This window comes from Dasania sp. GY-MA-18 (assembly GCF_024734385.1).
Classification (GTDB): domain Bacteria; phylum Pseudomonadota; class Gammaproteobacteria; order Pseudomonadales; family Dasaniaceae; genus Dasania; species Dasania phycosphaerae.
Map to the genome: position 1 here is coordinate 162,849 of NZ_JANHAP010000008.1, position 23,133 is coordinate 185,981.

At 47.4% G+C, this 23,133-nt stretch carries 24 protein-coding genes; 17 read left to right on the plus strand and 7 right to left on the minus strand.

The features are described from left to right. Positions 1 to 16: 16 nt before the first annotated feature. The 5 genes from NO559_RS11095 to NO559_RS11115 all read left to right on the plus strand — a co-directional run bounded on the left by NO559_RS11095 (position 17) and on the right by NO559_RS11115 (position 4,860). Positions 17 to 334, plus strand: a complete 318-nt coding sequence (locus NO559_RS11095) for a hypothetical protein (RefSeq protein WP_258331897.1) — start codon at positions 17 to 19, stop codon at positions 332 to 334. 58 nt (positions 335 to 392) lie between these two features. After that, positions 393 to 1,697 (plus strand): M18 family aminopeptidase, encoded by a 1,305-nt coding sequence (locus NO559_RS11100; RefSeq protein ID WP_258331898.1) that lies wholly within the window; start codon positions 393 to 395, stop codon positions 1,695 to 1,697. Then, a complete protein-coding gene (locus NO559_RS11105; protein WP_258331899.1) occupies positions 1,697 to 2,782 on the plus strand; it encodes a DUF3524 domain-containing protein in 1,086 nt (361 codons plus the stop codon). Before NO559_RS11100 ends, NO559_RS11105 begins: the two co-directional genes overlap by 1 nt. A gap of 90 nt (positions 2,783 to 2,872) precedes the next feature. Next, entirely contained in the window at positions 2,873 to 3,883 is a 1,011-nt protein-coding gene (locus NO559_RS11110; RefSeq protein WP_258331900.1) for a tryptophan--tRNA ligase, read from the plus strand. 134 nt (positions 3,884 to 4,017) lie between these two features. Continuing rightward, positions 4,018 to 4,860: a diguanylate cyclase domain-containing protein gene (locus NO559_RS11115; RefSeq protein WP_258331901.1), complete on the plus strand. Its 843-nt coding sequence runs from the start codon at positions 4,018 to 4,020 to the stop codon at positions 4,858 to 4,860. On the opposite strand, the gene NO559_RS11120 is transcribed toward NO559_RS11115, so the two are convergent. Further along, positions 4,855 to 5,025: a hypothetical protein gene (locus NO559_RS11120; RefSeq protein ID WP_258331902.1), complete on the minus strand. Its 171-nt coding sequence runs from the start codon at positions 5,023 to 5,025 to the stop codon at positions 4,855 to 4,857. The genes NO559_RS11115 and NO559_RS11120 overlap by 6 nt on opposite strands. 13 nt (positions 5,026 to 5,038) lie before the next feature. Beyond that, complete coding sequence (locus NO559_RS11125; RefSeq protein WP_258331903.1) at positions 5,039 to 5,581, minus strand: hypothetical protein; 543 nt, start codon at positions 5,579 to 5,581, stop codon at positions 5,039 to 5,041. Positions 5,582 to 5,934: 353 nt separating this feature from the next. Between NO559_RS11125 and NO559_RS11130 the strand changes: the two genes are divergently transcribed. The 6 genes from NO559_RS11130 to NO559_RS11155 are packed head-to-tail and all read left to right on the plus strand — an operon-like array spanning position 5,935 to position 14,713. Next, positions 5,935 to 7,134, plus strand: coding sequence for an acetate/propionate family kinase (locus NO559_RS11130; protein ID WP_258331904.1), 1,200 nt, complete (start codon positions 5,935 to 5,937; stop codon positions 7,132 to 7,134). A 19-nt stretch (positions 7,135 to 7,153) separates the two neighbouring features. After that, complete coding sequence (locus NO559_RS11135; RefSeq protein WP_258331905.1) at positions 7,154 to 9,544, plus strand: phosphoketolase; 2,391 nt, start codon at positions 7,154 to 7,156, stop codon at positions 9,542 to 9,544. A 37-nt stretch (positions 9,545 to 9,581) separates the two neighbouring features. Then, positions 9,582 to 11,303, plus strand: a complete 1,722-nt coding sequence (locus NO559_RS11140; RefSeq protein ID WP_258331906.1) for a Na/Pi cotransporter family protein — start codon at positions 9,582 to 9,584, stop codon at positions 11,301 to 11,303. Positions 11,304 to 11,311: 8 nt separating this feature from the next. Continuing rightward, on the plus strand, positions 11,312 to 12,370 hold the full coding sequence (locus tag NO559_RS11145; RefSeq protein ID WP_258331907.1) for a DUF21 domain-containing protein: 1,059 nt from the start codon (positions 11,312 to 11,314) through the stop codon (positions 12,368 to 12,370). A gap of 16 nt (positions 12,371 to 12,386) precedes the next feature. Next, positions 12,387 to 13,790 carry an MBL fold metallo-hydrolase RNA specificity domain-containing protein gene (locus NO559_RS11150; protein WP_258331908.1) on the plus strand — a complete coding sequence of 468 codons (1,404 nt, stop codon included), beginning with the start codon at positions 12,387 to 12,389 and terminating at the stop codon, positions 13,788 to 13,790. Positions 13,791 to 13,816: 26 nt separating this feature from the next. Beyond that, positions 13,817 to 14,713, plus strand: a complete 897-nt coding sequence (locus NO559_RS11155; protein WP_258331909.1) for a TIGR00730 family Rossman fold protein — start codon at positions 13,817 to 13,819, stop codon at positions 14,711 to 14,713. An 86-nt stretch (positions 14,714 to 14,799) separates the two neighbouring features. Here the strand turns inward: NO559_RS11155 and leuA are convergent, their stop codons facing one another. After that, positions 14,800 to 16,527: a 2-isopropylmalate synthase gene (gene leuA / locus NO559_RS11160; RefSeq protein ID WP_258331910.1), complete on the minus strand. Its 1,728-nt coding sequence runs from the start codon at positions 16,525 to 16,527 to the stop codon at positions 14,800 to 14,802. A gap of 155 nt (positions 16,528 to 16,682) precedes the next feature. Here leuA and NO559_RS11165 point away from each other — a divergent pair, with 155 nt between their 5' ends. The 4 genes from NO559_RS11165 (at position 16,683) to NO559_RS11180 (ending at position 18,416) form a co-directional block, all read left to right on the plus strand. After that, the gene (locus NO559_RS11165; protein ID WP_258331911.1) at positions 16,683 to 17,189 is read left to right on the plus strand and encodes an Lrp/AsnC family transcriptional regulator; all 507 of its coding nucleotides are present in this window, start codon (positions 16,683 to 16,685) and stop codon (positions 17,187 to 17,189) included. Positions 17,190 to 17,445: 256 nt separating this feature from the next. Beyond that, complete coding sequence (locus NO559_RS11170; protein ID WP_258331912.1) at positions 17,446 to 17,634, plus strand: DUF6316 family protein; 189 nt, start codon at positions 17,446 to 17,448, stop codon at positions 17,632 to 17,634. A 171-nt stretch (positions 17,635 to 17,805) separates the two neighbouring features. Next, positions 17,806 to 18,147 carry a DUF2288 domain-containing protein gene (locus NO559_RS11175; RefSeq protein ID WP_258331913.1) on the plus strand — a complete coding sequence of 114 codons (342 nt, stop codon included), beginning with the start codon at positions 17,806 to 17,808 and terminating at the stop codon, positions 18,145 to 18,147. Further along, positions 18,147 to 18,416: a hypothetical protein gene (locus NO559_RS11180; RefSeq protein WP_258331914.1), complete on the plus strand. Its 270-nt coding sequence runs from the start codon at positions 18,147 to 18,149 to the stop codon at positions 18,414 to 18,416. Before NO559_RS11175 ends, NO559_RS11180 begins: the two co-directional genes overlap by 1 nt. 3 nt (positions 18,417 to 18,419) lie before the next feature. Here NO559_RS11180 and NO559_RS11185 read toward each other — a convergent pair whose 3' ends face one another. The 4 genes from NO559_RS11185 to NO559_RS11200 are packed head-to-tail and all read right to left on the minus strand — an operon-like array spanning position 18,420 to position 21,239. Continuing rightward, positions 18,420 to 19,184 carry a pyridoxine 5'-phosphate synthase gene (locus tag NO559_RS11185; RefSeq protein ID WP_258331915.1) on the minus strand — a complete coding sequence of 255 codons (765 nt, stop codon included), beginning with the start codon at positions 19,182 to 19,184 and terminating at the stop codon, positions 18,420 to 18,422. A 4-nt stretch (positions 19,185 to 19,188) separates the two neighbouring features. After that, positions 19,189 to 19,776: a peptidylprolyl isomerase gene (locus tag NO559_RS11190; protein WP_258331916.1), complete on the minus strand. Its 588-nt coding sequence runs from the start codon at positions 19,774 to 19,776 to the stop codon at positions 19,189 to 19,191. A 37-nt stretch (positions 19,777 to 19,813) separates the two neighbouring features. Beyond that, a complete protein-coding gene (locus tag NO559_RS11195) occupies positions 19,814 to 20,518 on the minus strand; it encodes a TIGR04211 family SH3 domain-containing protein (protein ID WP_258331917.1) in 705 nt (234 codons plus the stop codon). Positions 20,519 to 20,573: 55 nt separating this feature from the next. Further along, positions 20,574 to 21,239, minus strand: coding sequence for a VC0807 family protein (locus tag NO559_RS11200; RefSeq protein WP_258331959.1), 666 nt, complete (start codon positions 21,237 to 21,239; stop codon positions 20,574 to 20,576). Positions 21,240 to 21,489: 250 nt separating this feature from the next. Here NO559_RS11200 and NO559_RS11205 point away from each other — a divergent pair, with 250 nt between their 5' ends. Continuing rightward, complete coding sequence (locus tag NO559_RS11205) at positions 21,490 to 22,317, plus strand: PHP domain-containing protein (protein ID WP_258331918.1); 828 nt, start codon at positions 21,490 to 21,492, stop codon at positions 22,315 to 22,317. A gap of 19 nt (positions 22,318 to 22,336) precedes the next feature. Continuing rightward, positions 22,337 to 22,963 (plus strand): L-threonylcarbamoyladenylate synthase, encoded by a 627-nt coding sequence (locus tag NO559_RS11210; RefSeq protein ID WP_258331919.1) that lies wholly within the window; start codon positions 22,337 to 22,339, stop codon positions 22,961 to 22,963. The last annotated feature ends 170 nt before the right edge of the window (positions 22,964 to 23,133 follow it).

A 23,133-nucleotide genomic window follows, 5' to 3' on the forward strand; every position in this document is an offset into this window, starting at 1 on the left:
AGCGAGTTTAACTACCGTGCAAATTGCTAACTCAACTATTAGCCCGCAAATACCCAGCGTTAGCGATAATGCTCAGCGCTCATTGCGCGATGCACCGCAGCAGCGGCCTAACTCCGATACCGTGCCCCCCACGGTAACTGAGTTTGATAGCGAGGAGCTGCTGCAAAAACGCCTAGAGTTAAGCCGCGCCATTGCCGCCAGCCGTAGTGCCAATGAGATTGATCAACGTTTACCCCGCAGTAGCCAGCAGGCTATTAGAGCCTTTGAAAGCAATAAGCCCACCGTAGAGCAGCAATTGGGTGTGCAGCTAATTGGCATAGATACCTACGCCTAAGCGCTATGCCGCAGTCACTATTCTTCTTACTTTTTTTACCTGCCCATTGGATGTCAGCATGCAAGAGCTAAACACGTTTAACCAAGACCTAATGGCGTTCCTGGCCGCTTCACCCACTCCTTTTCATGCGGTGTCTGAAATGGTCAGCCGTTTACAAGCCGCTGGCTATCAAGCCTTAAACGAGGCTGAGGCTTGGGATTTAACACCCCAAGGCCGCTATTACGTGGTGCGTAATGGCTCAGCTATTATTGCCTTTAGCAACTTAGGGGGCAGCCCGGTAGAAAATGGTTTTCGCATGGTGGGGGCACATACCGACAGCCCTTGTTTGCGAGTAAAGCCCAACCCTGAGCTAAACCGTAATGGCTATTTTCAATTGGGCGTAGAGGTATACGGTGGGGCGCTATTAAATCCGTGGTTTGACCGGGATTTGTCACTGGCAGGGCGGGTTAGTTTCAAAACGAAAGCCGGTGATATTAAAAGCGCATTAATTAATTATGCCAAACCCATAGCCGTTATCCCCAGCCTAGCGATTCATTTAGATAGAGAAGCTAACAATACCCGTAGTATAAACCCGCAAAAAGATATACCGCCTATAGTGATGCAGGCCGAAAACGATCAACAAGATTTTCGCGCCATGTTATTAGCGCAGTTAAAAAAACAGCAGCCTAATAGCGATGCGGCAAAAATTTTAGATTATGAACTCAGTTTTTACGATACCCAGCCACCCGCTATTATCGGTTTAGAGCAGGACTTTTTAGCCAGCGCTCGCTTGGATAATTTATTGTCTTGCTATATAGGTTTGCAGGCACTGCTAAGCAATCACGATCAAAATGCCCTATTGGTGTGCAATGACCACGAGGAAGTGGGTAGTGCCTCTAGCTGTGGTGCCGATGGCCCCATGCTTAAGTCGGTATTAGAGCGCATAGTGCCCGATGCCGAACAGCTAACCCGGGCCTTGGATCGCTCTATGATGGTGTCGGCGGATAATGCCCACGGTATACACCCCAACTACGCCGACAGGCACGATGCCAATCACGGCCCACAACTAAACCGTGGCCCGGTGATTAAAATTAATCACAACCAGCGCTACGCGACCAACTCGGAAACCTCAGCCCTAATACGTCATTTAGCTGAGCAAATAGAGGTGCCCATACAAAGTTTTGTGGTGCGCACTGATATGGCTTGTGGCAGCACCATAGGTCCTATTACCGCCAGTGGCCTAGGGGTTAAAACCTTGGATATAGGCGTGCCCACTTTTGCTATGCATTCCATACGCGAACTGGCGGGCATCAATGACGGCCATTATTTATACCAACTATTGGCTGCCTTTTATCAGCAGCACAGTGTTGCCATCGCTAATTAATGCGGCGCATTTTACTGCTTTCGGCCTATCACACCAATAGCCACAAGGCCTGGTGTGATGGCCTGATCAGCCAGTTTAGTGAGTATCATTGGACCTTGTTAAGTTTGCCCGACCGCTACTTTCGCTGGCGTATACGGGGTAACCCCTTGTCTTGGTATGAGTCACCGCTATTGGCTCAGCACTACGATTTAATTGTGGCTACCTCTATGGTGGATTTGGCGACCTTAAAAGGGCTACAGCCACAGTTAGCAGCTACCCCCAGTGTGCTGTACTTTCATGAAAACCAATTTGAATTTCCCGCCTCACAGCAGCAGCACGCTAGCGTAGACCCACAAATGGTGAACCTGTACAGCGCTATGGCCGCCAATACCCTGGCCTTTAACAGCCAGTGGAATCACGATAGTTTTTTTGCTGGGGTAGAGCGCTTATTCAACAAATTGCCCGATCAAATGCCTCAGCACTTACTGGCCACCCTAGCCGCAAAAAGCACCGTGCTACCCGTAGCCATAGCCGATGATTTACAGCCTGTAGCTAGCAAAAAAACGCAGCCCTACACGCTAGTGTGGGCGGCGAGGTGGGAATACGACAAAGGCCCAGAGCGTTTATTGGCGGCCTTAGAGTTATTAGAAGCCAGCGGGCTAGACTACCGGCTCAATTTAATAGGCCCCCAATTTAGGCAGTTGCCTGTCGCTTTTGAGCACATTCAACAACATTTTCAGCACCGCTTACTGGCCGTGGGCTATCAAAACAGCAGGGCAGAGTATCTGGCGGTGCTGCAAAGCAGCGATGTGTTTATCAGTACCGCCATCCATGAGTTTCAAGGTTTGTCGGCGCTAGAGGCGGTAGCCTGTGGCTGCATACCGTTGGTGCCTGCACGCTTGTCCTATCCAGAACTATTTGCCCCCGAGTATTGCTACGACTCTAGTATCGATTCCATAGCGCAAGAGGCCAAAGCGCTAGTAGCTAAAATTATCGCTTTTAGCCAAGCCAGACCGCCGTTACCCAAGGTCCATGGCTGGCAGTGGCCACAGCTGCGGCTGCGCTATCAGGCCTTGCTGGATCAGGCCATACATAAAGCATCGTGAAGGTATGGCGAGGCTAGGCCTGACTCTGTATCATTGCCGCCTCTATTTTCAGATTTTCACTTTCGCTCAGTTTTTTAGGTAAGTAGATTTATGGCTAAGCAACGCGTATTAACGGGTATTACTACCACCGGCACTCCCCACTTGGGTAACTATGTAGGCGCAATACGCCCTGCTATAGAGTCCAGCCGCGACAGTAATATTGACGCTTACTTTTTTTTAGCGGATTACCACGCGCTAATAAAATGTGGCGACCCAGCCAAGGTGCAGCAATCCACCAAAGAAATTGCCGCTACCTGGCTGGCCTTGGGCTTAGATACCGATAACACGACTTTCTATCGTCAGTCTGATGTACCCGAAGTCACCGAGCTAAGCTGGATACTGACCTGCTTAACCGCCAAAGGTTTAATGAACCGTGCCCATGCCTATAAAGCTGCCGTACAGGTAAATGAAGAAGAGGGCGAAGACCCCGATAAGGGCATTATGATGGGCTTGTTTAATTATCCCATTTTAATGGCTGCCGATATTCTCATGTTTAACGGTGAAAAAATTCCCGTAGGCAAAGACCAAATCCAGCATATAGAAATGGCTAGGGATATAGCGCAAAAATTTAATCATCACTACAAGCAAGAGGTATTCACCTTACCTGAAGCGGTAGTCGGCGAGGATGCAGCCGTGCTCAGCGGTTTAGATGGCCGCAAAATGAGTAAAAGTTATAACAACACCATACCGTTGTTTTTGCCCGAGAAAAAATTACAAAAGCACATCAATAAAATCAAAACGAATTTATTAGAGCCAGGCGAGCCTAAAGACGTAACTGATTCCACCGTCTTTGAAATTTGGCAGGCCTTTGCCAACCCCGAACAAGTGCAGTACATGCGTGAGCAATTTGCGCAAGGCATAGCCTGGGGGCAGGCCAAAAAAGAATTATTTGGCTTGATTAACGAGCAGCTTAGTGGTGCCAGAGAACGCTACGAGGCACTGATGGCCGACGGTTCTTTTATAGAGCAAGAGCTACAAAAAGGCGCAGCTAAGGCGCGTGCTAGCGCCAGGCCTTTAATGGAAAAGGTACGCAAAGCAGCGGGTATAGCGCCTATTAGCTAATAGCGAGGCTAGCATTATTAGCGAAGTATTCTAAGCTGTAGGAAAATCGCCAGAAACCAGTAAGGGCTAATAACCCCATGATAAACAGACCATTAGTTATAATATTAGCGCCTCACGCTCAGGCCGAAGCGCTAATGACAGATAAACTCGAAGATGAGTTTCATCTACTCAATGCTGAAACCATGGATGAGTTACTAGCCTTAGTCGGTGAAAGAAAACGCGTAGAAATGCTTCTGGTTTATACCGAAAGTTTGGCCGCCGATTGTGCGCAACTGCGTGCCAATGAGCAGTTGCGTGGCCTGCCTATTTTAGCTGTGGGCCGTTATGGCTCAGAGCAAATGCAGGATGAAGCTATTACCGCAGGTGCTATAGATTACATAGATGTAGGTAATGTTAGCGCTACTGTTTTAGAGGCTAGGGTGCGTTCCCTATATGAGCTAAAAGCCCGCGGTGATCAGCTAGCTGAAATTGCCCGGCTGGATGCGCTTACCGCTGTACCCAATCGCTATTACTTTGAAGAGGCCATAGATGTAGAGTGGCGCCGTTGTTGCCGCGAATTTAATGCCCTTACTTTAATTATGATAGATGTTGATGGTTTCACCGCTTTTAACGAGCATTACGGTGCTGGCGTGGGTGACAATTGTTTAAAGCGCATAGCCAAAGTGGTAGAAAATAACTGCCTGCGTGCCGCCGATGTGGTAGCGCGTTTTGATAGCGATGAGTTTGTGGTGCTATTGCCAGGCACAGAGTTTGAAAACGCGATGCGGGTAGGTGAAAATATTTGCCGTGCGGTAGCGGCTTTAGACTTAATACACGAATACTCCGATTGCTCAGATATCGTTACTGTAAGCATAGGAGTGGCTTCTATAGATCCTAGCCAGGATCAAGATTACAAATTGCTAGTCAATGAAGCTGAGGAAATGCTGCACAGCGCCCAACAACACGGCGGTAATCAGGCGTTGGGCGTAGCCTTATAAACAAGCTTCTAAACACAGCCGCCGCAATGATTGTTTGGCCTGCATATCCAGGCCCTTCATCTCACTAATGCTAATACTGCCAGCCGCTAAAGCTTTGGCTAAGGTATTGGCATTAATCGCAATATTTATACGTGCCGGCGCTTGGCTCTTTTCATATTTATTCACTTTGTGCTCCTTACTAGTGGCTGCCAGCCCAGTGAAAACGATTTAAGGGCAGTAGCTCGTTAAGGCCGCTGCGCTGTAGCGGTTTTAGTTGCTGGCTAAGTTTTTGGCTGGGGCGTGATTTTTTACGGCTGCCAAACTGTTGTATGGCATTGAGTGAAATGGCCAAATAATTATCTAATAACCAGTGTTGCCCAATCAGCTTGGTGCCGTGGCGGCTCAGGTGATTGTGTACTCGTATTAAAATATCCAGCTCTAAACTATAGTGCTGCATTTGTTTATAGCACTGTGCCAAAGAGTGACCGGCAAGCATCATGCGCTCGGCATAGTTGAGCCTGGTGTTTTTGTGCTCGTTTTCATTTAGCTGCTGTAGCAGCCATTCGCCCACCTCAAAACTACAGCCATAATAGCTTAGCGCCTGCTGCCAGTTACCACTTTGATACAGCGCTTGGCCATCGGCCATCCATATTTCCCAGTAGCTTATCGCTAAGCGTGCACTGCTTAAGCTGTGGGCTTTATGCGTTGAGCAAAGAAATTGTGTGGGGCTGTTGCTTAGCATAGACCTTGTCCTTGTTGAATATATTGGCTAGTGCAGCAAGCTTAGCGCGAGCAATATATTAATGCAAATGATAATCGTTATCATTTGTTGGTTGTGGGTGTAGACCCTTACATCTGGGGCATAGCTGCTAAGCTTAAAGCCTGCCTAGTCGTCGCTACTTACAGTTAGCCTGTGGCTAGATTGCTAAGTATTACAAGGGGTTATCGAAAGTTGAGCTTTAGTTGATCTACTTCAAAAGAAAGTTCGCACCATGCACGTACTATGTTGGATTAGATATGCGTTTAAAGACACAGTAGTGGCTTGTTACCGCTGGCTATCGCGCTAAACAGCTAAGCCTGTGGCTAGGGGTGAATATGGATAGACAGATACTGGTACTTAATGTGGGTTCTTCCAGTATAAAATTTTCGGTGTATCAACAGGCTGCTGATGGCTTGTTGAAGGTATTGCTAAGTGGCCAGCTTACTCATCAGGGGCAGAACCGTGAGTTTAAGGTTGATTGTTTTGCAAGCGACTGTTTTGCCAGTGACAGCCGGCAGCAGTGGCAGGAGGCTCGAGTCGATAATAATCGTAAAGCAGATGTGGCGCGTATTCTGGATTATCTTGCTAACAGTAAAGCTGGTTTTGCTATCACCTTAGTAGGGCACCGAGTCGTGCATGGCGGTACTAGTTTTGCTAAGCCAGCCCTGATTAATGAGCAGGTGCTAGCTAGCTTACGTGAGCTACAGGATTTAGCGCCCTTGCATCAAGCCCATAATGTTGACGCCATTGCTGCGGTTGCTGAGCTGTGGCCCTCGGTTAAGCAGGTGGCTTGTTTTGATACTGCTTTCCATCACAGCATGCCCGCTGAGGCTCAAACTTTTGCTATCCCCAAACATTTTACTGAGCAAGGCATTAGACCCTATGGTTTTCATGGTTTGTCCTACCAGTATATTGCCAGCATTTTGCCTAGTGTTAAGCCCAAACCATGCTTATCGCGTGTGCTAGTGGCGCATTTGGGTAGCGGTGCTAGCTTATGTGCTATGCGCGATCTACGCAGTGTGGCCACCACTATGTCGTTTACACCTTTAGATGGTTTGGCTATGGCTACCCGCAGCGGTGCTATAGACCCGGGAGTATTGCTATATTTATTAAATAATAAAGCGATGACAGTAGAGCAGTTGCAGCAGCTATTAAACCATCAGTCGGGGCTGCTGGGTATGTCGGGTATTAGTGCGGATTTGCGTGAGTTATTAGCCAGTGATCATCCGGCTGCCAGCGCAGCAGTAGACCATTATATTTATCGAATAGTACTGGCGCTGGGCTCTATGGCGGCCGCCGCAGGCGGCATAGACACATTGGTGTTTACCGCAGGTGTGGGCCAGCACTGCGCACAAGTACGCGAGCGGGTATGCCAGCAAATAGCATGGCTGGGCGTTAAATTAAATACACAGGCCAACGCTAGTCACGCCCAGTGTATTAGCCATAAAGATAGTCAGGTAGCGGTATATGTCATCGCGACTGATGAAGCATTAATGATTGCTCAGCATTGTCTAGCGTTAGATATTGCCAGCTAATTGTATAGAGGAAGTTTACATGACAAAAAAAAATAATACGGTTACAAGTACGCAAACACCGCTGGATGAGCAGGAGCTAAAACAGTTACATGCTTATTGGTGTGCCTGTAATTATCTGGCTGCGGCTATGATTTATCTGCAAGAGAACCCCTTATTGCGCCAACCCTTAGCCAAAGAGCATATTAAAAAACGTTTATTGGGGCACTGGGGAGCTAGCCCCGGCTTGTCGTTTATGTATATACACATGAACAGGCTGATTAATAAATATGATCTAAACAGTATATTTTTATCGGGCCCCGGCCACGGTGCCCCCGGTGTTTTGGCGCCGGTTTATTTAGAGGGTACCTATACCGAAGTTTATCCCGATATGCGTGAAGATGAGGAAGGGCTACGTCGTTTTTTTAAACAGTTTTCTTTTCCCGGTGGCATCGGTAGCCACTGCACACCAGAAACTCCGGGCTCTATTCATGAAGGTGGTGAGCTAGGCTATAGCCTATCCCACGCATTTGGCGCAGCCTTTGATAACCCCGATTTAATTGTTACCGTGGCTGTTGGTGATGGCGAGGCAGAAACGGGGCCACTGGCTACGGCCTGGCATTCCAATAAATTTTTACATCCCATACGCGATGGTGCTGTGCTACCTATATTGCACTTAAATGGTTATAAAATTAATAATCCCACCCTATTATCCAGAATTACAGGGCAAGAGTTAGAAGATTTATTTAGTGGCTATGGTTGGCAGCCTTACTTTGTTGAGGGTGACGACCCCATGGTTATGCATCAACAGATGGCGGCAACTATGGAGCGCTGTGTAAGCGAGATACAAAGCATACAGCAGCAAGCCAGAGCTGGCGGCAACGCCAGCCGAGCGCGTTGGCCTATGATAGTGTTGCGCTCACCCAAGGGCTGGACCGGGCCTAAACAGGTGGGCGGACATAAGGTAGAGGGCTACTGGCGCGCCCACCAGGTACCACTGGCCAATGTCCACAGTGACGAGCAGCAGTTACAGCAGTTAGAGCAATGGCTAAAAAGTTATCAGCCTGAATTATGGTTTGATCAGCAAGGTAAACTCATCCCCGAATTAAAAGCCCTAGCCCCAAAAGGCTTGCGGCGTATGAGTGCCAACCCCCATGCTAATGGTGGTTTGTTACGCCGTGATTTGTTAATGCCTGATTTTCGTGACTACATGATAGCGGTTACAGAACCGGCAAAAAGCAGTGCCATGAATACGAAGCCTCTGGGCTGCATGCTTAGAGATATTATGCGACTTAATAGCAATAATTTTCGTGTGTTTGGGCCTGATGAAAATACCTCAAATAAATTAGATGCGATTTATGAGGTGAGTAAAAAACTATGGCTGGCGGATTACAAACCCGAGGATGAACAGGGTGGTGAGCTCAGCCCCGATGGCCGAGTGCTTGAGATGCTGTCGGAGCACACCTTAGAGGGGTGGTTTGAAGGCTATGTGCTAACTGGCAGGCACGGTTTTTTTGCCACCTACGAGGCCTTTGTGCATGTTATAGACTCTATGTACAACCAGCATGCGAAGTGGCTGGCGATATGTGAAGAGCTGCCTTGGCGTGCTCCCATAGCTTCAATTAATTTATTAATTACGTCTACAGTTTGGCGTCAGGATCACAACGGTTTTACTCATCAAGATCCGGGCTTTCTAGACTTGGTGGTTAATAAAAGCCCGCTGGTCACCCGTATCTACTTACCCCCAGATGTTAATTGCCTGCTGTCCACCGCAGATCATTGTTTACGTAGCCATAATGATATTAATGTAATTGTGGCTGATAAGCAGATGCATGTGCAGTATCTCGATAAAGATGCAGCGATAAAACACTGTACCAAAGGTCTGGGTATATGGGAGTGGGCCAGCACTGATAAGGGAGTAGAGCCCGATGTAGTAATGGTGGGCTGTGGTGATATTCCCACCAAAGAAGCGCTGGCAGCTACGGCTATGCTAAGGGAATATTTCCCCGATTTAAAAATTCGTTTTATCAATGTGGTGGATTTATTTCGCATGACTCCAGCCGAAGAGCACCCACACGGTTTAAGCGACAGTGACTTTGATAGCCTATTCACTAAAGATAAGCCCATAGTATTTAACTTTCATGGTTACCCCTGGCTAATACACCGGCTCGCTTATAGGCGTGCGAATAAAAATTTACATGTTAGGGGTTATATAGAGCGAGGCAATATTAATACGCCGTTAGAGCTGGCCATAGATAATCAAATTGATAGGTTTAGCTTGGCTATAGATGTTATTGATCGTGTGCCGCGTCTACAGGTAATAGGTGCGCATGCCAAACAAAGTCTGCGCGATAAACAAATAGACTGTAGGCATTATGCTCATGAGCATGGTGTAGATAAACCCGAACATAATAACTGGGTGTGGCCCTTTTAATCATTGATTTATTAACTAAGGCTTTGGCGTTAAATCTATGCAGCAACATTTAATTCTAATAGGTATGTTAGCCGGTGGTTTAGGTTTGTTTATGTTAGCTGTGGGGATGATGACCGACGGCCTTAAATCGGCTGCCGGTCAGGCCCTGCGTGATATTTTAGCGCGCTGGACCCGTACCCCCGCACATGGCATTTTTACCGGCCTGGCGATTACCGCCATAGTGCAGTCTTCCAGCGCGGTTACTGTAGCAACTATAGGTTTTGTTAATGCCGGTATTATTTCTATGCGCCGGGCCCTGGGTGTGGTCTACGGTTCAAATTTAGGCACCACCATGACTGGCTGGTTGGTCGCGGTGGTTGGCTTTAAGCTTAATATAGAGTCTTTTGCCTTGCCCTTAATTGGTCTAGGTATGTTATTGCGGCTCACCGGGGGCGAGAGTAAACGTGCGCCATTGGGTTTAGCCCTAGTTGGCTTTGGGCTATTTTTTATAGGTGTAGATGTACTAAAAGATGCTTTTGATGGTTTGGTACTGGCAATAGACTTTAACAAATTTACCGTTGAAGGTTGGCGCGGTATTTTAATGTACGTAGCCATAGGTTTTTTGATTACCGTACTAACCCAGTCGTCCAGCGCCGCAATTGCGATAACCCTAACAGCAGCTAGCGGTGGCGTATTAGGGCTGTATGCTGCCGCAGCAATGGTAATAGGCGCTAATGTAGGCACAACTTCCACTGCTGCAATTGCCGTGATAGGCGCAACAGCTAACGCCAAGCGAGTAGCCTCTGCCCATATCATATTCAATGTGGGGGCAGGCCTGCTAGCCTTGCTTATATTACCGGTTTTATTTTGGGTGGTGGAATCCAGTACTAATTTATTAGGCTTAGAGTCTATACCGGCGGTGACCTTGGCTTTGTTTCATACCGTGTTTAATTTGGTGGGTGTGTTACTGATGTTGCCGTTTAATAACCGACTGGCAGATTTTTTGGAAAAGCGTTTTATTACTCAAGAGGAAGTCGAGTCTAGGCCACAATATTTAGATAAAACCGTTTTAGTTACGCCAGTATTAGCTGTTAATGCTTTAGTGCTGGAACTCAACAGGCTAGTAGCTGTGATTAAACGTATGGGTATACAGGTGATGGCCGAGCATCCTAATAATCTGCAAGCGGTTAGTCACGATGAGCGCGTGGTTAATCAGTTGTCTGCAGCTGTGTCGTCATTTATAGCTCAGATAGAGCGCGCTGAACTAAGTGAAGAAATTGCCCAAGAGCTCGCGAAAATACTACGCGCGGACCAGCATCTATTGGCGGCTAGTGAACAAGCGCTAGCCTTAGCAAAAAATCCACAGCTGAGTACTGATATTAGCGATGCCAGTGTTAAAATTGGTATGCAGCAATTTAATCAGTTGGTCTACCACTTTATAGATCAAGCAGATTTATCATCGCCACAGTTTTCTTTGTTATCTGCCCATCAACAATTACAACAAATAGAGCAATGCTATGGAGATATTAAGGGCGTGTTACTGCTGGCTGGTGTTGAACTACGCTTAAAGATTGATGATGTCATTGCCCTTATAGAAATTAACAGCGATAAACGCCATATGTGTGTGCAGTTAATAAAAGCATTAAGCCTGTTGAGTAATGTGGTGGTAGATGTTGATAGTGAGGGCTATACCCAGCCTGATGTGGCTGAGGATAGCGGCCAGGCTAACACCGAGCAGCCGCTGGCAACTGTCACTAATAAATCCATTACAGAACCTTGAGTGATTTTATGAACATGCTTTTAAGCGAGGGTTTAGTGTGGTTGGGCATAGTGTTTTGTATTAGCCAGTCAGCGATGTTTAGTGGTTTAAATCTGGCTTTGTTGGGTGTCAGTCGCCTTCGTTTAGAGGTGGAGGCTCAATCTGGTTCGCCAGCGGCATTGACCATCTTAGCCTTGCGTAAAAACGTCAATTTATTGTTGGCAACGATACTGTGGGGCAATGTGGCGATCAATGTGTTGCTCACCTTGCTCTCTAATTCTGTTATGGCGGGCTTAACTGCCTTTTTATTTTCCAGTGTACTCATTACATTTTTGGGCGAAATTATACCGCAGGCCTATTTTTCGCGTAATGCTATGCGTATGGGGGCTTTATTGGCACCGGTTTTAAAGTTCTATCAATACCTGTTATACCCGGTGGCTAAGCCCTGCGCCATAGTGTTAGATCAATGGTTAGGTAAAGAGGGTATTAGTTATTTTCGTGAGCAAGATTTACATACGGTTATTGCCAAACATATAGAGTCTAGTAGTTCTGATGTGAGCCTGCTGGAAGGCACTGGGGCGATTAATTTTTTAAAAATAGATGATATTGCCGTTAGTAAAATGGGGGAGTTGATCGATGACAAAAGCATCATACATTTACCTCAAGCTAAAGGTTTGCCTGTGTTTCCTGAATTTAATCGACAGGTAAAGGATGGTTTTTTACAGGCTATTGCTGCATCAGGTAAGAAGTGGGTTGTTATCACTGATGAACAGGGGCTTCCTTACTCTATACTTAATGCGCATGTGTTTCTTAGAAGCATATTGGCGGAGCTGCCTATGTCTGCTCAGGAATACTGTCACCAACCTATAGTGGTTACTGATCCTCAAGAACAGTTGGGTAAGGTGTTATCTGAATTAAAGGTGTCACCAGAGCATCAATCAGATGATGTGATCGATAACGATATTATTTTGTACTGGGGCGAACAGCGGCGAATTATTAGTGGCTCCGATATTTTAGGTAGATTGTTAAAAGGCATAGTTAGGCGTGATGACATAAACGATAAACATTTACATCCTATTTCTTTGTAATACAGGTAAAACTATTATGGCAACAGTGACATTTTACGGCGCAATTGAAGGCGTAACAGGCTCAGCCTATTTGCTGGCAACCGATGAGGCTAAAATCTTATTGGACTGCGGTTTGTTTCAGGGTAGGCGTGAAGAAGAGGAGGGCAATTTAGAGGCCTTTCCTTTTGATGTTACAGAGCTGGATGCCGTGGTCCTGTCCCATGCTCACTTAGATCACTCAGGCCGGCTGCCTAAGTTGGTTGCGGATGGCTATAATGCCGCAATTTATATGACTAGCCCCAGTGTTGAACTATTGGAGATTTTGCTCAATGATGCCGTGTCATTGCAGCTGCGCGACGTGGAGTGGGAAAACAAACGCCTACAGCGAGCGGGTAAAAAACTCATAGAGCCTATGTATACATTAGACAATGTTAAGGAAACACTGACCCTATGTTCCGGTGAGGATTATGGGCATAGGGTTACTGTGGCGAAAGGCATAGATGTTTGTTTTAGAGATGCCGGTCATATTCTGGGCTCTGCCATAGTAGAAGTGTTTGTTACTGAGCAAGGGGTAGAGAAAAAATTGGTGTTCTCAGGGGACTTGGGCAATAGTTGTTCAGCCTTGTTGCGTGATCCCGAAGTGGTGGAACATGCCGATGTGTTGTTGCTAGAGTCTACTTATGGTGATCGTAATCATAGGCCTATGGATGAGACTTTAGCTGAGTTTGAAGATATCGTTGAGCAGGCCTCAAAAAACGGCGGCAATATATTAATACCCTCATTTGCAGTCGGTCGTACCCAGGAAATTATTTTCCGATTAGGTGAGCTTTATCAAAAAGGTAAGCTTAGGCAGCAGGCAGTCTATTTAGATAGCCCCATGGCGATAGCGGTCACGGAAATTTATCACCGTTACCAGGATGTGTATAACACCGAGGATCAGGCGGCTATGAAAAAAGGCGCTGCCAGTAGCCTGCATAGTTTTTTGCCGGTGCTGCGCTATTCCTCTTCTACGGCCGAATCTATAGCGCTTAATAATATAGAAGCCGGGGCAATTATTATTGCCGGTAGTGGTATGTGCAATGGCGGCCGTATACGCCATCATTTCAAACACAATTTATGGCGCCGTAATGCTCATGTGATTTTTGTTGGCTTTCAAGCTATGGGTACGCCTGGCCGGGCGTTGGTTGATGGTGCCAAATTTTTTAACCAAGCAGGTGAGAAAATATCGGTTAAGGCAGCGATTCATACCATAGGCGGTTTTTCCGCTCACGCAAGCCAGTCGCAGCTTTTAGACTGGATTAATGGTTTTTCTCAAGCTAATAAACCTAGGCTATTTTTGGTACATGGCGAAGAGGACACCAAAGTCATTTTTAAATCATACCTCAAACAGCAGGGCTGGGACGCCAGCATACCCGCCAAAGGTGAGACTATTACTTTCTAACGGTAATTTAATTGATAAGAGCAACTATGACTGATCTTAAAAAGCCGTATAAGGCTGCCAAAGTTTTTCCTACCGCAGAGGAGGATGTGGGGGCTGCGAAGCTTAGCCCTAGTACCCCGCAAACGAGTTCGCCAGCCTATAGGTTGGCCTATTCTGATAATGAGTTTTTATTACGCGATGAATTACGCCCCTTACGTTTACAGCTAGAGCTGTTAAAACCCGACTTGCTACAAGATGAACAGGGTATAGAGGCGACTGTGGTGGTATTTGGCAGTGCCCGTATACCTGATGCCGAGACTGCCGCTAACCATTTAGCTGAGGCTAAGCACAAGGCTGAAATGCAGCCTAATAATAGCGCCTTGCTTAAGCAAGTTGCTGAGGCTGAAAGAGTATTGCGCAATAGTTTTTATTATGAAGAAGCTAGAAAGTTTGCCCGGCTGATCACCCAAGACAGTGCCAGTGACGACGAATGTGACTTTATGATTATCACCGGTGGCGGCCCAGGTATTATGGAGGCCGCCAATCGTGGCGCTATGGAAGCTGGAGGTAAGAGTATAGGCTTAAATATTGTTTTGCCCTTTGAGCAGCGCCCCAATCCGTATGTGACACCAGAACTATGTTTTCAATTTCATTATTTTGCCATACGCAAGATGCACTTTTTAAAGCGTGCCCGCGCCTTATTGGCCTGCCCTGGTGGTTTTGGTACTTTGGATGAACTGTTTGAAACCTTGACCTTAATCCAAACAAAAAAAATCAAACCGCTGCCTGTTTTGCTGATGGGTAGTGACTATTGGCGGCGTATGATTAATTTTGAAATGCTGGTGGAGGAGGGCATGATAGAAGAGCAAGACCTTGCCCTGTTCCAGTTTGTTGACAGTGCCGAGCAAGCCCGAGATATAGTAAGGGCGCACTGGGGGATATAAGTGCAGCGAATATTATTGCTATGGTAATTGAAAACTGGCAGCGCTACTGAGTAGTGCTGCCAGTTAATATTTATCAAGCTGCTTGCTCAGGCTGCGCTGGTTTGTGCCTTGGCGACACAACGATTGACCACATTAAGCATGGCACGCATAGTCGCCTCTAATACATCCTGACTTTTGCCAACTCCGCACAGACGTTGGCCATCTATGTTAGCCTGTAAGTAGCACACCGCTTCGGCGCTGCTGCCGCTATGCTCACTGCTGGCTAGGGCATGTTCGGCATATTCCACCACCACTATATTTTTATTGATCTGCTCGCCTAAGGCTTTGGCAAAGCTCTCTATGGCACCGCTGCCTTGTTGTTGTAGGTTCAGTGCTTGGCCCTGATGAATAAGAGTGGCTTGTAACTGCTCTGTATCATGCTCGCGGCTGAGTTGGTAACTCTGTAACTGGTAGGCAGCAGGCTGTTGCCAGTAATGCTGCTCAAACAGCGCCGCTATGGTGCCAGGGCTAAGCTCACGCTTTTGACGTTCGGCTTCGGCCTGTACCAAGCTACTGAATTCTATTTGCAACCAGCGTGGCAATTGTAAGCCTTGCTGTTGTTCCATCACATAGGCTATGCCAGCCTTGCCCGATTGGCTGTTAATGCGTATGACCTCCTGATAAGAGCGCCCTAAATCGGCGGGGTCTATGGGCAAATAAGCGACTTGCCAAGGTTGCTGGGCGTCGTAATGTTTTAAGCATTTATTAATCGCGTCCTGATGGCTGCCGGAAAAAGCAGTAAACACCAAATCACCTGCATAGGGGTGACGCGGGTGTACCGGTAATTGCGTACAGGCTTTAACGGTTTGGATAATTTTATCCATGTTGGCCAAGTCTAATTGCGGGTCTATGCCCTGGCTGTAAAGGTTCATGGCCATGGTGATGACATCCATATTGCCGGTACGCTCGCCATTACCCATTAAAGTGCCTTCTACTCGGTCGGCGCCAGCCATAACCCCTAGCTCGGCGGCAGCAACGGCACAGCCTCTATCGTTGTGGGTGTGCAGGCTAATGCTAAGAGCCTCACGTTGTTTAATATGCTGGCAAAACCACTCGATTTGGTCAGCGTAAATATTGGGTGTGCTTACTTCTACAGTGGCGGGTAAATTGATAATCACCGGCCGCTCAGGGCTGGGCTGCCACACATCTACCACGGCATCGCAAATTGCCACGGCAAAATCCAGTTCGGTGTTGGTAAAACTTTCAGGTGAATACTCAAACTGCCAGTCCGTGGCCGGGTATTGCTGGGCCTGTTGTTTAATTAAGCGAGCGCCCTCAACCGCAATATCAATAATGCCCTGTTTGTCGAGTTGAAAAACCTGCTCGCGTTGCACCTTAGAGGTGGAGTTATACAAATGCACTATGGCTTTTTTGCAGCCCTGCAAGGCCTCAAAGGAACGCTTGATTAGAGCTGCGCGCGCAGGAGTTAAGATTTGTATGCGTACATCATCGGGTATTTTATTTTGCTCGATTAGCTCGCGTATAAAATCAAAATCGGTTTGCGAGGCAGCGGGAAAGCCTACTTCGATTTCTTTAAATCCTATAGCAACTAATAAATCAAACAGCTGGTGTTTTTGTGCAGGGGTCATGGGGTCTATCAATGCTTGATTACCATCGCGTAAATCGACACTGCACCAAGTAGGCGCTTGTGTGATTTGCTGATTGGGCCACTGGCGCTGGGGTAGGTCTACTGTTGGGTAGGCGCAGTATTTCCTGTGATTAAAGGGGGCGTTATCAAAAGAGCGATGATTAGAAGGTGCGGCCTGTAGGGTCATGTTAGCTACTCGTGCTGGTTGCTGTAATGCGAATAAGTATAAAGAAACAGCATTAGCGAATGATTGTTATTGTTGTGCTAATTTCATTAATAAATAGACATAGTCACTAATAACTAGTATTTATATGAATGTATTCTCTAATTTATGGTGTTTCTATGGTTAAGTTAGATGCTATTGATAAGCATATTTTAAGTTTGATGCAACGCGATGGCCGTATGAGTAATTTGGAGCTGGCGGATAAGGTAGGGCTTTCACCCACGCCTTGTTCGCGGCGGGTTAAACGCTTAGAAGAGTCGGGGATTATCGACAGCCATGTCACCCTTCTTAATCAAAGGGCGTTGGGCTTGAAGCTGACGGCGATATTGAGTATTAGCATGGATAAGCACACCCCCGAGCGGTTTGAGCATTTTGAGGCAGCTATTGCCGATTTTCCTGAGGTGGTGGAGTGTAATATTGTGACCGGCCAGGCTGCTGACTATATGTTGAAAGTCGTGGTGCCCGATATGGAGTATTACGAGGAGTTTTTATTGGGGCGTTTAACCCGTATAGAAGGGGTGACCGGTGTGCATAGTAGTTTTGTGTTGCGTTCAGTAATACGCAAGACCGCGCTGCCGCTGGAACCCTATCAGCCACGGCCTGCTAAGAAAAGTCGCCGTGGATAGTGCGGGCTTATAAATGTATTGCTAGCTAAGAGTGTGTTTTTAATACAGGCTATAACTTATAGTTAGATGGCATAAGTCTGCACCTTGGTACAGTGCTCGCTGGGGCGCAAAGCTACGCGTTTAGGCGGTGTTAGCCTAAATATAGCTCATACTCGCCTAAACGTTATTAGAGCAAATACGTATAGGCAATGAGGCATAAATATTCCTACACTTAGGCTGTGAGCTGGTATATGCAGTAAATGATGGGGATAGAGTTATGGAGCAGCGCCAAGGTGAACAAAATAATACGCATTGCCGGGCCAAACGTTTTTATCAAATAAATGATGAATGGTTTTTTGCTACCCGCGAGCAGCTGCAGGTAGGTCCCTTTGCCAGTTTGGAAGAGGCCGAAATGCAGCTGAACTTCTTTTTACGGCATGCGGCAGAAGGTATTCAAGCGGGTTAGTGCGCTACTTAACTGGCCATAATTGCTGCCTGCGGCAGTGCAGGACTCTAGAGTATATGACTGCGGGGATGTTAAACTGCGGGGCGTAACTATTTTGACTGAACTAGTCTGCCTGATCTGGTCTGCCTGATTTTGGTATGCCTAATCTGACTTGCCGCAAAGAGACCCGTAATGAGTGAATCCACTGCTAACCCCATTCCCGAAACAGCCCCCGAAGAAGACCTGAGAACCAAGCTTAATCGCGAAACCTCCAAAATCAGCTGGCACGAGCTGCAAAAATTTTATGCCAAAGGGGCGGTAATAGGCGTTGCTGCCGGTATGGATTTAATCGAGGTGGGCGTGCAAATCTCAGCGGATAATAAAACCTTGGTACAGCAATGGCTAGCCGACGGCAGTATTTCACAGGTTAATGACCAGCAGGCTCAGGCCTGGTATGAGCAAGAGCAAATGCTTTGGGCAGTAGTGATTATGCCTTGGGTATTGGTGCAGCCAGTGGTTGAGGCCAGCGAGTAGTGACTGCCCGAGCCGATTGCCACTTGGCTATACAGCAGCAGCTAAGCGCTATTTTTAGCGCCCTCAAACAGGGCCGTGATGTGCCACCTGCACAGCGCTACCGCTGCGAAGGCTATATGCAGGCGGCGCTGCAATTGGCGGCGATTACCGAGGCTGAGCTGTTGCTCTTACAGCAGCAGAGTTACCGCGAGGTTTACGGCGAGGATGCCGCTGAGCCTATGGAAGTAGGGCGCCTAAGCCTAAAAATGGTGAAGGCGCCGGTCAAGTAGCGGCTATTTACCCAGGCAGGCCTGATAAGCTTTTATCGCTTTTTCCAAACCCATGTCAATGGCATCTACGGTTAAAAAATGGCCTATAGATACTTCCAGTAAATTGGGTACCGTGGCAAATTTTTTCAGGTTATGCAGGTTTAAGTCGTGACCGGCATTCAAGCCTAGGCCTAAATCGGCGGCTAGTTCAGCGGCTTGATAAAACTGTTGAAAAACCGCTTCTACGTTTTGATTTTTTTCTACTGCCGCGGCATAGGGGCCGGTGTATAGCTCTATGCGGTCACTGCCTGTCTGTTTGGCTAGTTTAATTTGTTCCGGGTCAGGGTCCATAAACAGGCTGACTCGTATACCCAGTGATTGTAGCTCGGCAATAATAGGGGCAACCTGATCGCCGGTTTGGGTTAAGTCAAAACCGTGGTCAGAGGTTAGTTGTTGGTCGCTGTCGGGCACCAAGGTGCATTGCGCGGGTTTGATTTCGCGTACTAATTCCATAAAGCCGGGGTAGTCCGAAACCCCTTTGCGGTCGCTTTTCATGGGCGCGGCTAAGGGGTTGCCCTCTATATTAAATTCTACGTTCAAAATTTTAGCTAAGGCAAAGCAGTCGTCGGCGCGTATATGGCGTTGGTCAGGCCTGGGGTGTACGGTAATGCCATCGGCACCGTAGGTTATGCAGCGCAGCGCATGTTCACAAACATTGGGGTGTTCGGTGTCGCGGGAGTTGCGTATCAGGGCAATTTTGTTCAGGTTAACGCTTAGGTCTGTGCTCATGGTGTTATAAAATCTCTACAGATTCGAGAATAATGGCTTTGATGGGTAGGTTTTCAAAGCCAGGAATTGCTTCAGTGGGTTGTTTACTAATACTTTGCGCTACATGCTGGCCTGCTATCACCTCACCAAATACCGCGTAGCCTAGCTTGCTGCCGCGTTTATCCAGGCTGCTGTTCATGCGCAGGTTAATATAAAACTGCGAGGTGGCACTGTCGGGCTCTTCAGTGCGGGCCATAGCGACCGTCCATCTGTCATTGTATAGGCCGTTGCCCGACTCGTTGACTATAGGGTCTTTTACCGCCTTGCGTTCAAACTCTTCAGTATCGGCGTCGTAGCTAAAGCCGCCGCCCTGTATTACAAAGCGTTTTTTAACACGGTGAAAAATGGTGTTGTTATAAAAGCCAGACTTGGCGTAGTCCAAAAAGTTAGCCACAGTGATAGGGGCTTTTTGGGGGTATAGCCGTATAGTAATGTCGCCCATGCTGGTATGCAGTATTACCTGGGGGTCTTTGCCGCTAGCTGGTTCAGCTAGGCTGTATAAGCTGCTTGTTAGCAAGGTGGCGCATAGTAACAGTCGTATCAATTTCATCATTAAAAATCGTTTAAAGTGCTGGCAGTGATAAGTGGGCTTAGGCCCACTCAGAAGATTTTGAAGGCCATAGGCGTGGTACTAATAAGGTAATAAATACACCGATTAATACCGCAAAGGCGCCATTTAAAAAAGCATCGTTGTCTAGCTTGTCGTTAAGATGTTGGTTGTCAGTAGTTAGCATGTCTACTTTGTTTTGCAATTCTTGCGTTTGTTGCAATAAGGTTTGGTTTTCGCTGTTGAGGCGAATGGCGTTGGCTGAAATAGCTTTTATCTCAGCGAGTTCTTGCTCGCTATTTTGTTGAGATTTACTGAGCTGGGCTACCGCAGCCTTAGCGGCTTTATATTTGTTGTTGATTTCATTGAGCTCTTTTTTAAGCTCGGAGCTTTGTGTTTTTAGCTTGGCGTTTTGTAAATTGAGGCTTTCTAATTGCGAGCGCGCCGAAGGCTCATCTGATAAATATTGCGTTTGTATCCAGCCCTCTATGCCGTCTTGGGTTTTAACACGGCTATAATCTTCATCTTCAGAAACCTCTAGCAAGGTTAAAGGCGTGCCGCTGACCAAACCTTTGTGCACTATGCGATGCTTATAGCTTTGCCCGCTGCGCAAGGGCACAAAAAGGGTGTCACGAATGTAGCGGGTTTCTTGGCTATAAACCTGGCTGCTGGCAAACAAACTACTAAAAGCCACTAAACTGGCCAAGGTGAAAGAGAGTAAATGGGTGCTTAGCAATTTCACAATCATTTCCTAGGGTTGGTTTTTATTATTGTATGATTCATTAAAGGGTAGTAAAGCGTTGTTACATTTCGTTAAAGATGTCATCACTCTTTAAATGAGTCAATTTTTGTATGTGATGCAGTAGGTAAAATAAAGCAGCCACTAGCACTAAAGTGCTGGGTAGCGCGATAACAGGAAAGCTTAGTGCGGTCATTTTACCCAGCTCCTCAGTGAATTCAACTGTACCAGGCTGGCTCACCAGTATCACTTTGGCCAGTACATAATTGAGTACGGAGGATAAAAAGAAAGAACCCGCCACCATGTAGGAGGCATGAGCTAATTTTTGTTCGAAAATGTGGCTGTTGTTATAGCTTTCCAAAGCGACTTTAACTTTGTTTATTTGCAGCACCTGGTCATTAAAGAGAAAGGTTTTTACCAGAGGGTAGCGGGTGCGCATAGAGTAAAGTGTGGCTAGGCCAAATAGTGCGGGTATGGCTGCCTCTTTGATAGCGATGTATTTAGGGTCTAGTTGTAGCAGGCTCATGCCGCCGGTCATAATAACGCTGAATATACCCAGCGCTGAGAAAAAGTTCGCCTTGCGGGTGCTGATAAACTCGCGCACGCCATAGCCTATAGGAAAGGCCAGCGCCACAACTATGGCGTATACCGGCCCCAGGTATTCTTCACTGCTGAGCTTGGTGAGTATTAGCGTGGGGATAATGATATTAAAGCCTATATTGGCGAGCATATTGCCGGGCTTTTGTTGCTTATTGGCATTGTTATTTGAAACTGAATCCACGGTGTTGCGTCTCCCTGCTTAAATACTTGTCGGTGATTAATACTAAGTACTTAGCCATTTACTGTACAAAGTTTTGCCGTAAGGCTTGATTAATCGGTTACTATACGGGCTTTGCGGGTGTCGCTCCAGTGAGATTTTGAGGCCTGTGCTGCAAAAATAACCCTTGCTACATCCCGCTTGCCATTTGGAGTAAATCTTTTTGTTAGTAGACCTACATTGCCACACTACCGCCTCTGATGGCGGCATGCCCGCCAGCGAGCTAGTGTTGCGCGCCGTGGATAGAGGGGTGGAGCTATTGGCCATTACCGATCACGATACCTTGGACGGTTATTTGGCGGTACAAGAGCAAAGCTGCTCGTCCAGCATAGACCTCATGCCCGGTATAGAGTTCTCCAGTGTATGGGGTAAAACCGGGGTTCATATTGTAGGCCTTAATATGGATGTCCAGCACCCACAATTATTGGCGGGGGTGGCCCAGCAAAAACTCGCCCGCCAGCAGCGTGCTGAGATGATAGGTCAGCGCTTAGCCAAAAAGGGCTATCAGGGCTGTTACCAGGGCGCGCAGGCGTTAGCCGGTAGCAGCCAGTTAGGGCGACCTCATTTTGCCCAATACTTGGTCAATCAGGGTTATGTTAGCTCTATGCAACAGGCTTTTAAGCGTTATTTAGGCGCGGGCAAGGTGGGTGATGTGAAGGCGACCTGGGCCGATATGGCTACCGTGGTGCAGTGGATTACCGCCAGCGGCGGGGTGGCGGTATTAGCCCACCCACTGCACTATAAAATGACGGCCACCAAATTGCGGGCACTGATTAGTGATTTTAAAGCCGCGGGCGGCCAGGCCATAGAGGTGGTTAGCGGCGTGTTGCCCAACGATAAAGTGCAGCACTTAGCCCAGCTAGCTCAGCAATTTGAGCTTTATGCCTCCTGCGGCAGTGATTTTCACCACCCCGATACACAATGGGGCGATATAGGTAAAATGTCGCCCTTGCCCAGCCAGTGCCAGCCAGTATGGCAGCTGTGGCAATAGATTTTAATAAGGAATAGCCATGAGTCAGTTTTTTCAAATCCATCCTGAAAACCCCCAAAAGCGATTAATTAGCCAGGCAGCGGATATTATTCGCAGTGGTGGGGTGGTGGTTTACCCCACCGATTCGGGCTATGCCCTAGGTTGCCAGTTAGAGCAAAAAAACGCCTTAGAGCGCATACGCCGTATCCGGCGCCTAGACGAAAAGCATAACTTCACGCTTATGTGCCGCGATCTATCTGAGCTTAGTATTTATGCAAGGGTGGATAACGTAGCCTTTAGGGCGGTGAAAAATCACACCCCTGGCCCCTATACTTTTATCTTAAAGGCCACTTCTGAAGTGCCTCGCCGTTTAATGCAAAGCAAGCGTAAAACCATAGGTTTGCGGGTGCCGGCCAATCCCATAGCGCTAGAGCTGCTAAATGAGCTCAACCAGCCCATGATGAGCGTCACCATGATTTTACCCGGCGAGACGCTACCGCTTACCGACCCCTATGATATACGCCAAACCTTGGAACACGAGCTGGACTTGGTGATAGACGGCGGCTACTGCGGCATGGAGCCTACCAGCGTGATAGATATGTCCGACGAGGAATGGACGATACTCAGGCGTGGTCTGGGTGATGTGGAGCAATTCGAGGCGGTTTAGGTTTGAGGCTGCTACTACAGCCGCTAAAATTAGCGCTGTGATGCCCGGCTAGATCTCGGTATAATCGCCAACTATTTGAAGGGGCAGTATAGCCCTGCCTTAGCCCATTGAAGTAAGCAGCAGCGAGACAACAATAAACCGTGGAAGACGAGCTAGTTTTAGAACAGCAA

What these genes read in the sequence shown, in the direction of transcription:
- NO559_RS11100 (WP_258331898.1), top strand. Translation starts at nt 393, where the DNA reads ATGCAAGAGCTAAACACGTTTAACCAAGACCTAATGGCGTTCCTGGCC.
- NO559_RS11105 (WP_258331899.1), top strand. Translation starts at nt 1,697, where the DNA reads ATGCGGCGCATTTTACTGCTTTCGGCCTATCACACCAATAGCCACAAG.
- NO559_RS11110 (WP_258331900.1), top strand. Translation starts at nt 2,873, where the DNA reads ATGGCTAAGCAACGCGTATTAACGGGTATTACTACCACCGGCACTCCC.
- NO559_RS11115 (WP_258331901.1), top strand. Translation starts at nt 4,018, where the DNA reads ATGACAGATAAACTCGAAGATGAGTTTCATCTACTCAATGCTGAAACC.
- NO559_RS11125 (WP_258331903.1), bottom strand. Translation starts at nt 5,581, where the DNA reads ATGCTAAGCAACAGCCCCACACAATTTCTTTGCTCAACGCATAAAGCC.
- NO559_RS11130 (WP_258331904.1), top strand. Translation starts at nt 5,935, where the DNA reads ATGGATAGACAGATACTGGTACTTAATGTGGGTTCTTCCAGTATAAAA.
- NO559_RS11135 (WP_258331905.1), top strand. Translation starts at nt 7,154, where the DNA reads ATGACAAAAAAAAATAATACGGTTACAAGTACGCAAACACCGCTGGAT.
- NO559_RS11140 (WP_258331906.1), top strand. Translation starts at nt 9,582, where the DNA reads ATGCAGCAACATTTAATTCTAATAGGTATGTTAGCCGGTGGTTTAGGT.
- NO559_RS11145 (WP_258331907.1), top strand. Translation starts at nt 11,312, where the DNA reads ATGAACATGCTTTTAAGCGAGGGTTTAGTGTGGTTGGGCATAGTGTTT.
- NO559_RS11150 (WP_258331908.1), top strand. Translation starts at nt 12,387, where the DNA reads ATGGCAACAGTGACATTTTACGGCGCAATTGAAGGCGTAACAGGCTCA.
- NO559_RS11155 (WP_258331909.1), top strand. Translation starts at nt 13,817, where the DNA reads ATGACTGATCTTAAAAAGCCGTATAAGGCTGCCAAAGTTTTTCCTACC.
- leuA (WP_258331910.1), bottom strand. Translation starts at nt 16,527, where the DNA reads ATGACCCTACAGGCCGCACCTTCTAATCATCGCTCTTTTGATAACGCC.
- NO559_RS11165 (WP_258331911.1), top strand. Translation starts at nt 16,683, where the DNA reads ATGGTTAAGTTAGATGCTATTGATAAGCATATTTTAAGTTTGATGCAA.
- NO559_RS11170 (WP_258331912.1), top strand. Translation starts at nt 17,446, where the DNA reads ATGGAGCAGCGCCAAGGTGAACAAAATAATACGCATTGCCGGGCCAAA.
- NO559_RS11175 (WP_258331913.1), top strand. Translation starts at nt 17,806, where the DNA reads ATGAGTGAATCCACTGCTAACCCCATTCCCGAAACAGCCCCCGAAGAA.
- NO559_RS11185 (WP_258331915.1), bottom strand. Translation starts at nt 19,184, where the DNA reads ATGAGCACAGACCTAAGCGTTAACCTGAACAAAATTGCCCTGATACGC.
- NO559_RS11190 (WP_258331916.1), bottom strand. Translation starts at nt 19,776, where the DNA reads ATGATGAAATTGATACGACTGTTACTATGCGCCACCTTGCTAACAAGC.
- NO559_RS11195 (WP_258331917.1), bottom strand. Translation starts at nt 20,518, where the DNA reads ATGATTGTGAAATTGCTAAGCACCCATTTACTCTCTTTCACCTTGGCC.
- NO559_RS11200 (WP_258331959.1), bottom strand. Translation starts at nt 21,239, where the DNA reads ATGCTCGCCAATATAGGCTTTAATATCATTATCCCCACGCTAATACTC.
- NO559_RS11210 (WP_258331919.1), top strand. Translation starts at nt 22,337, where the DNA reads ATGAGTCAGTTTTTTCAAATCCATCCTGAAAACCCCCAAAAGCGATTA.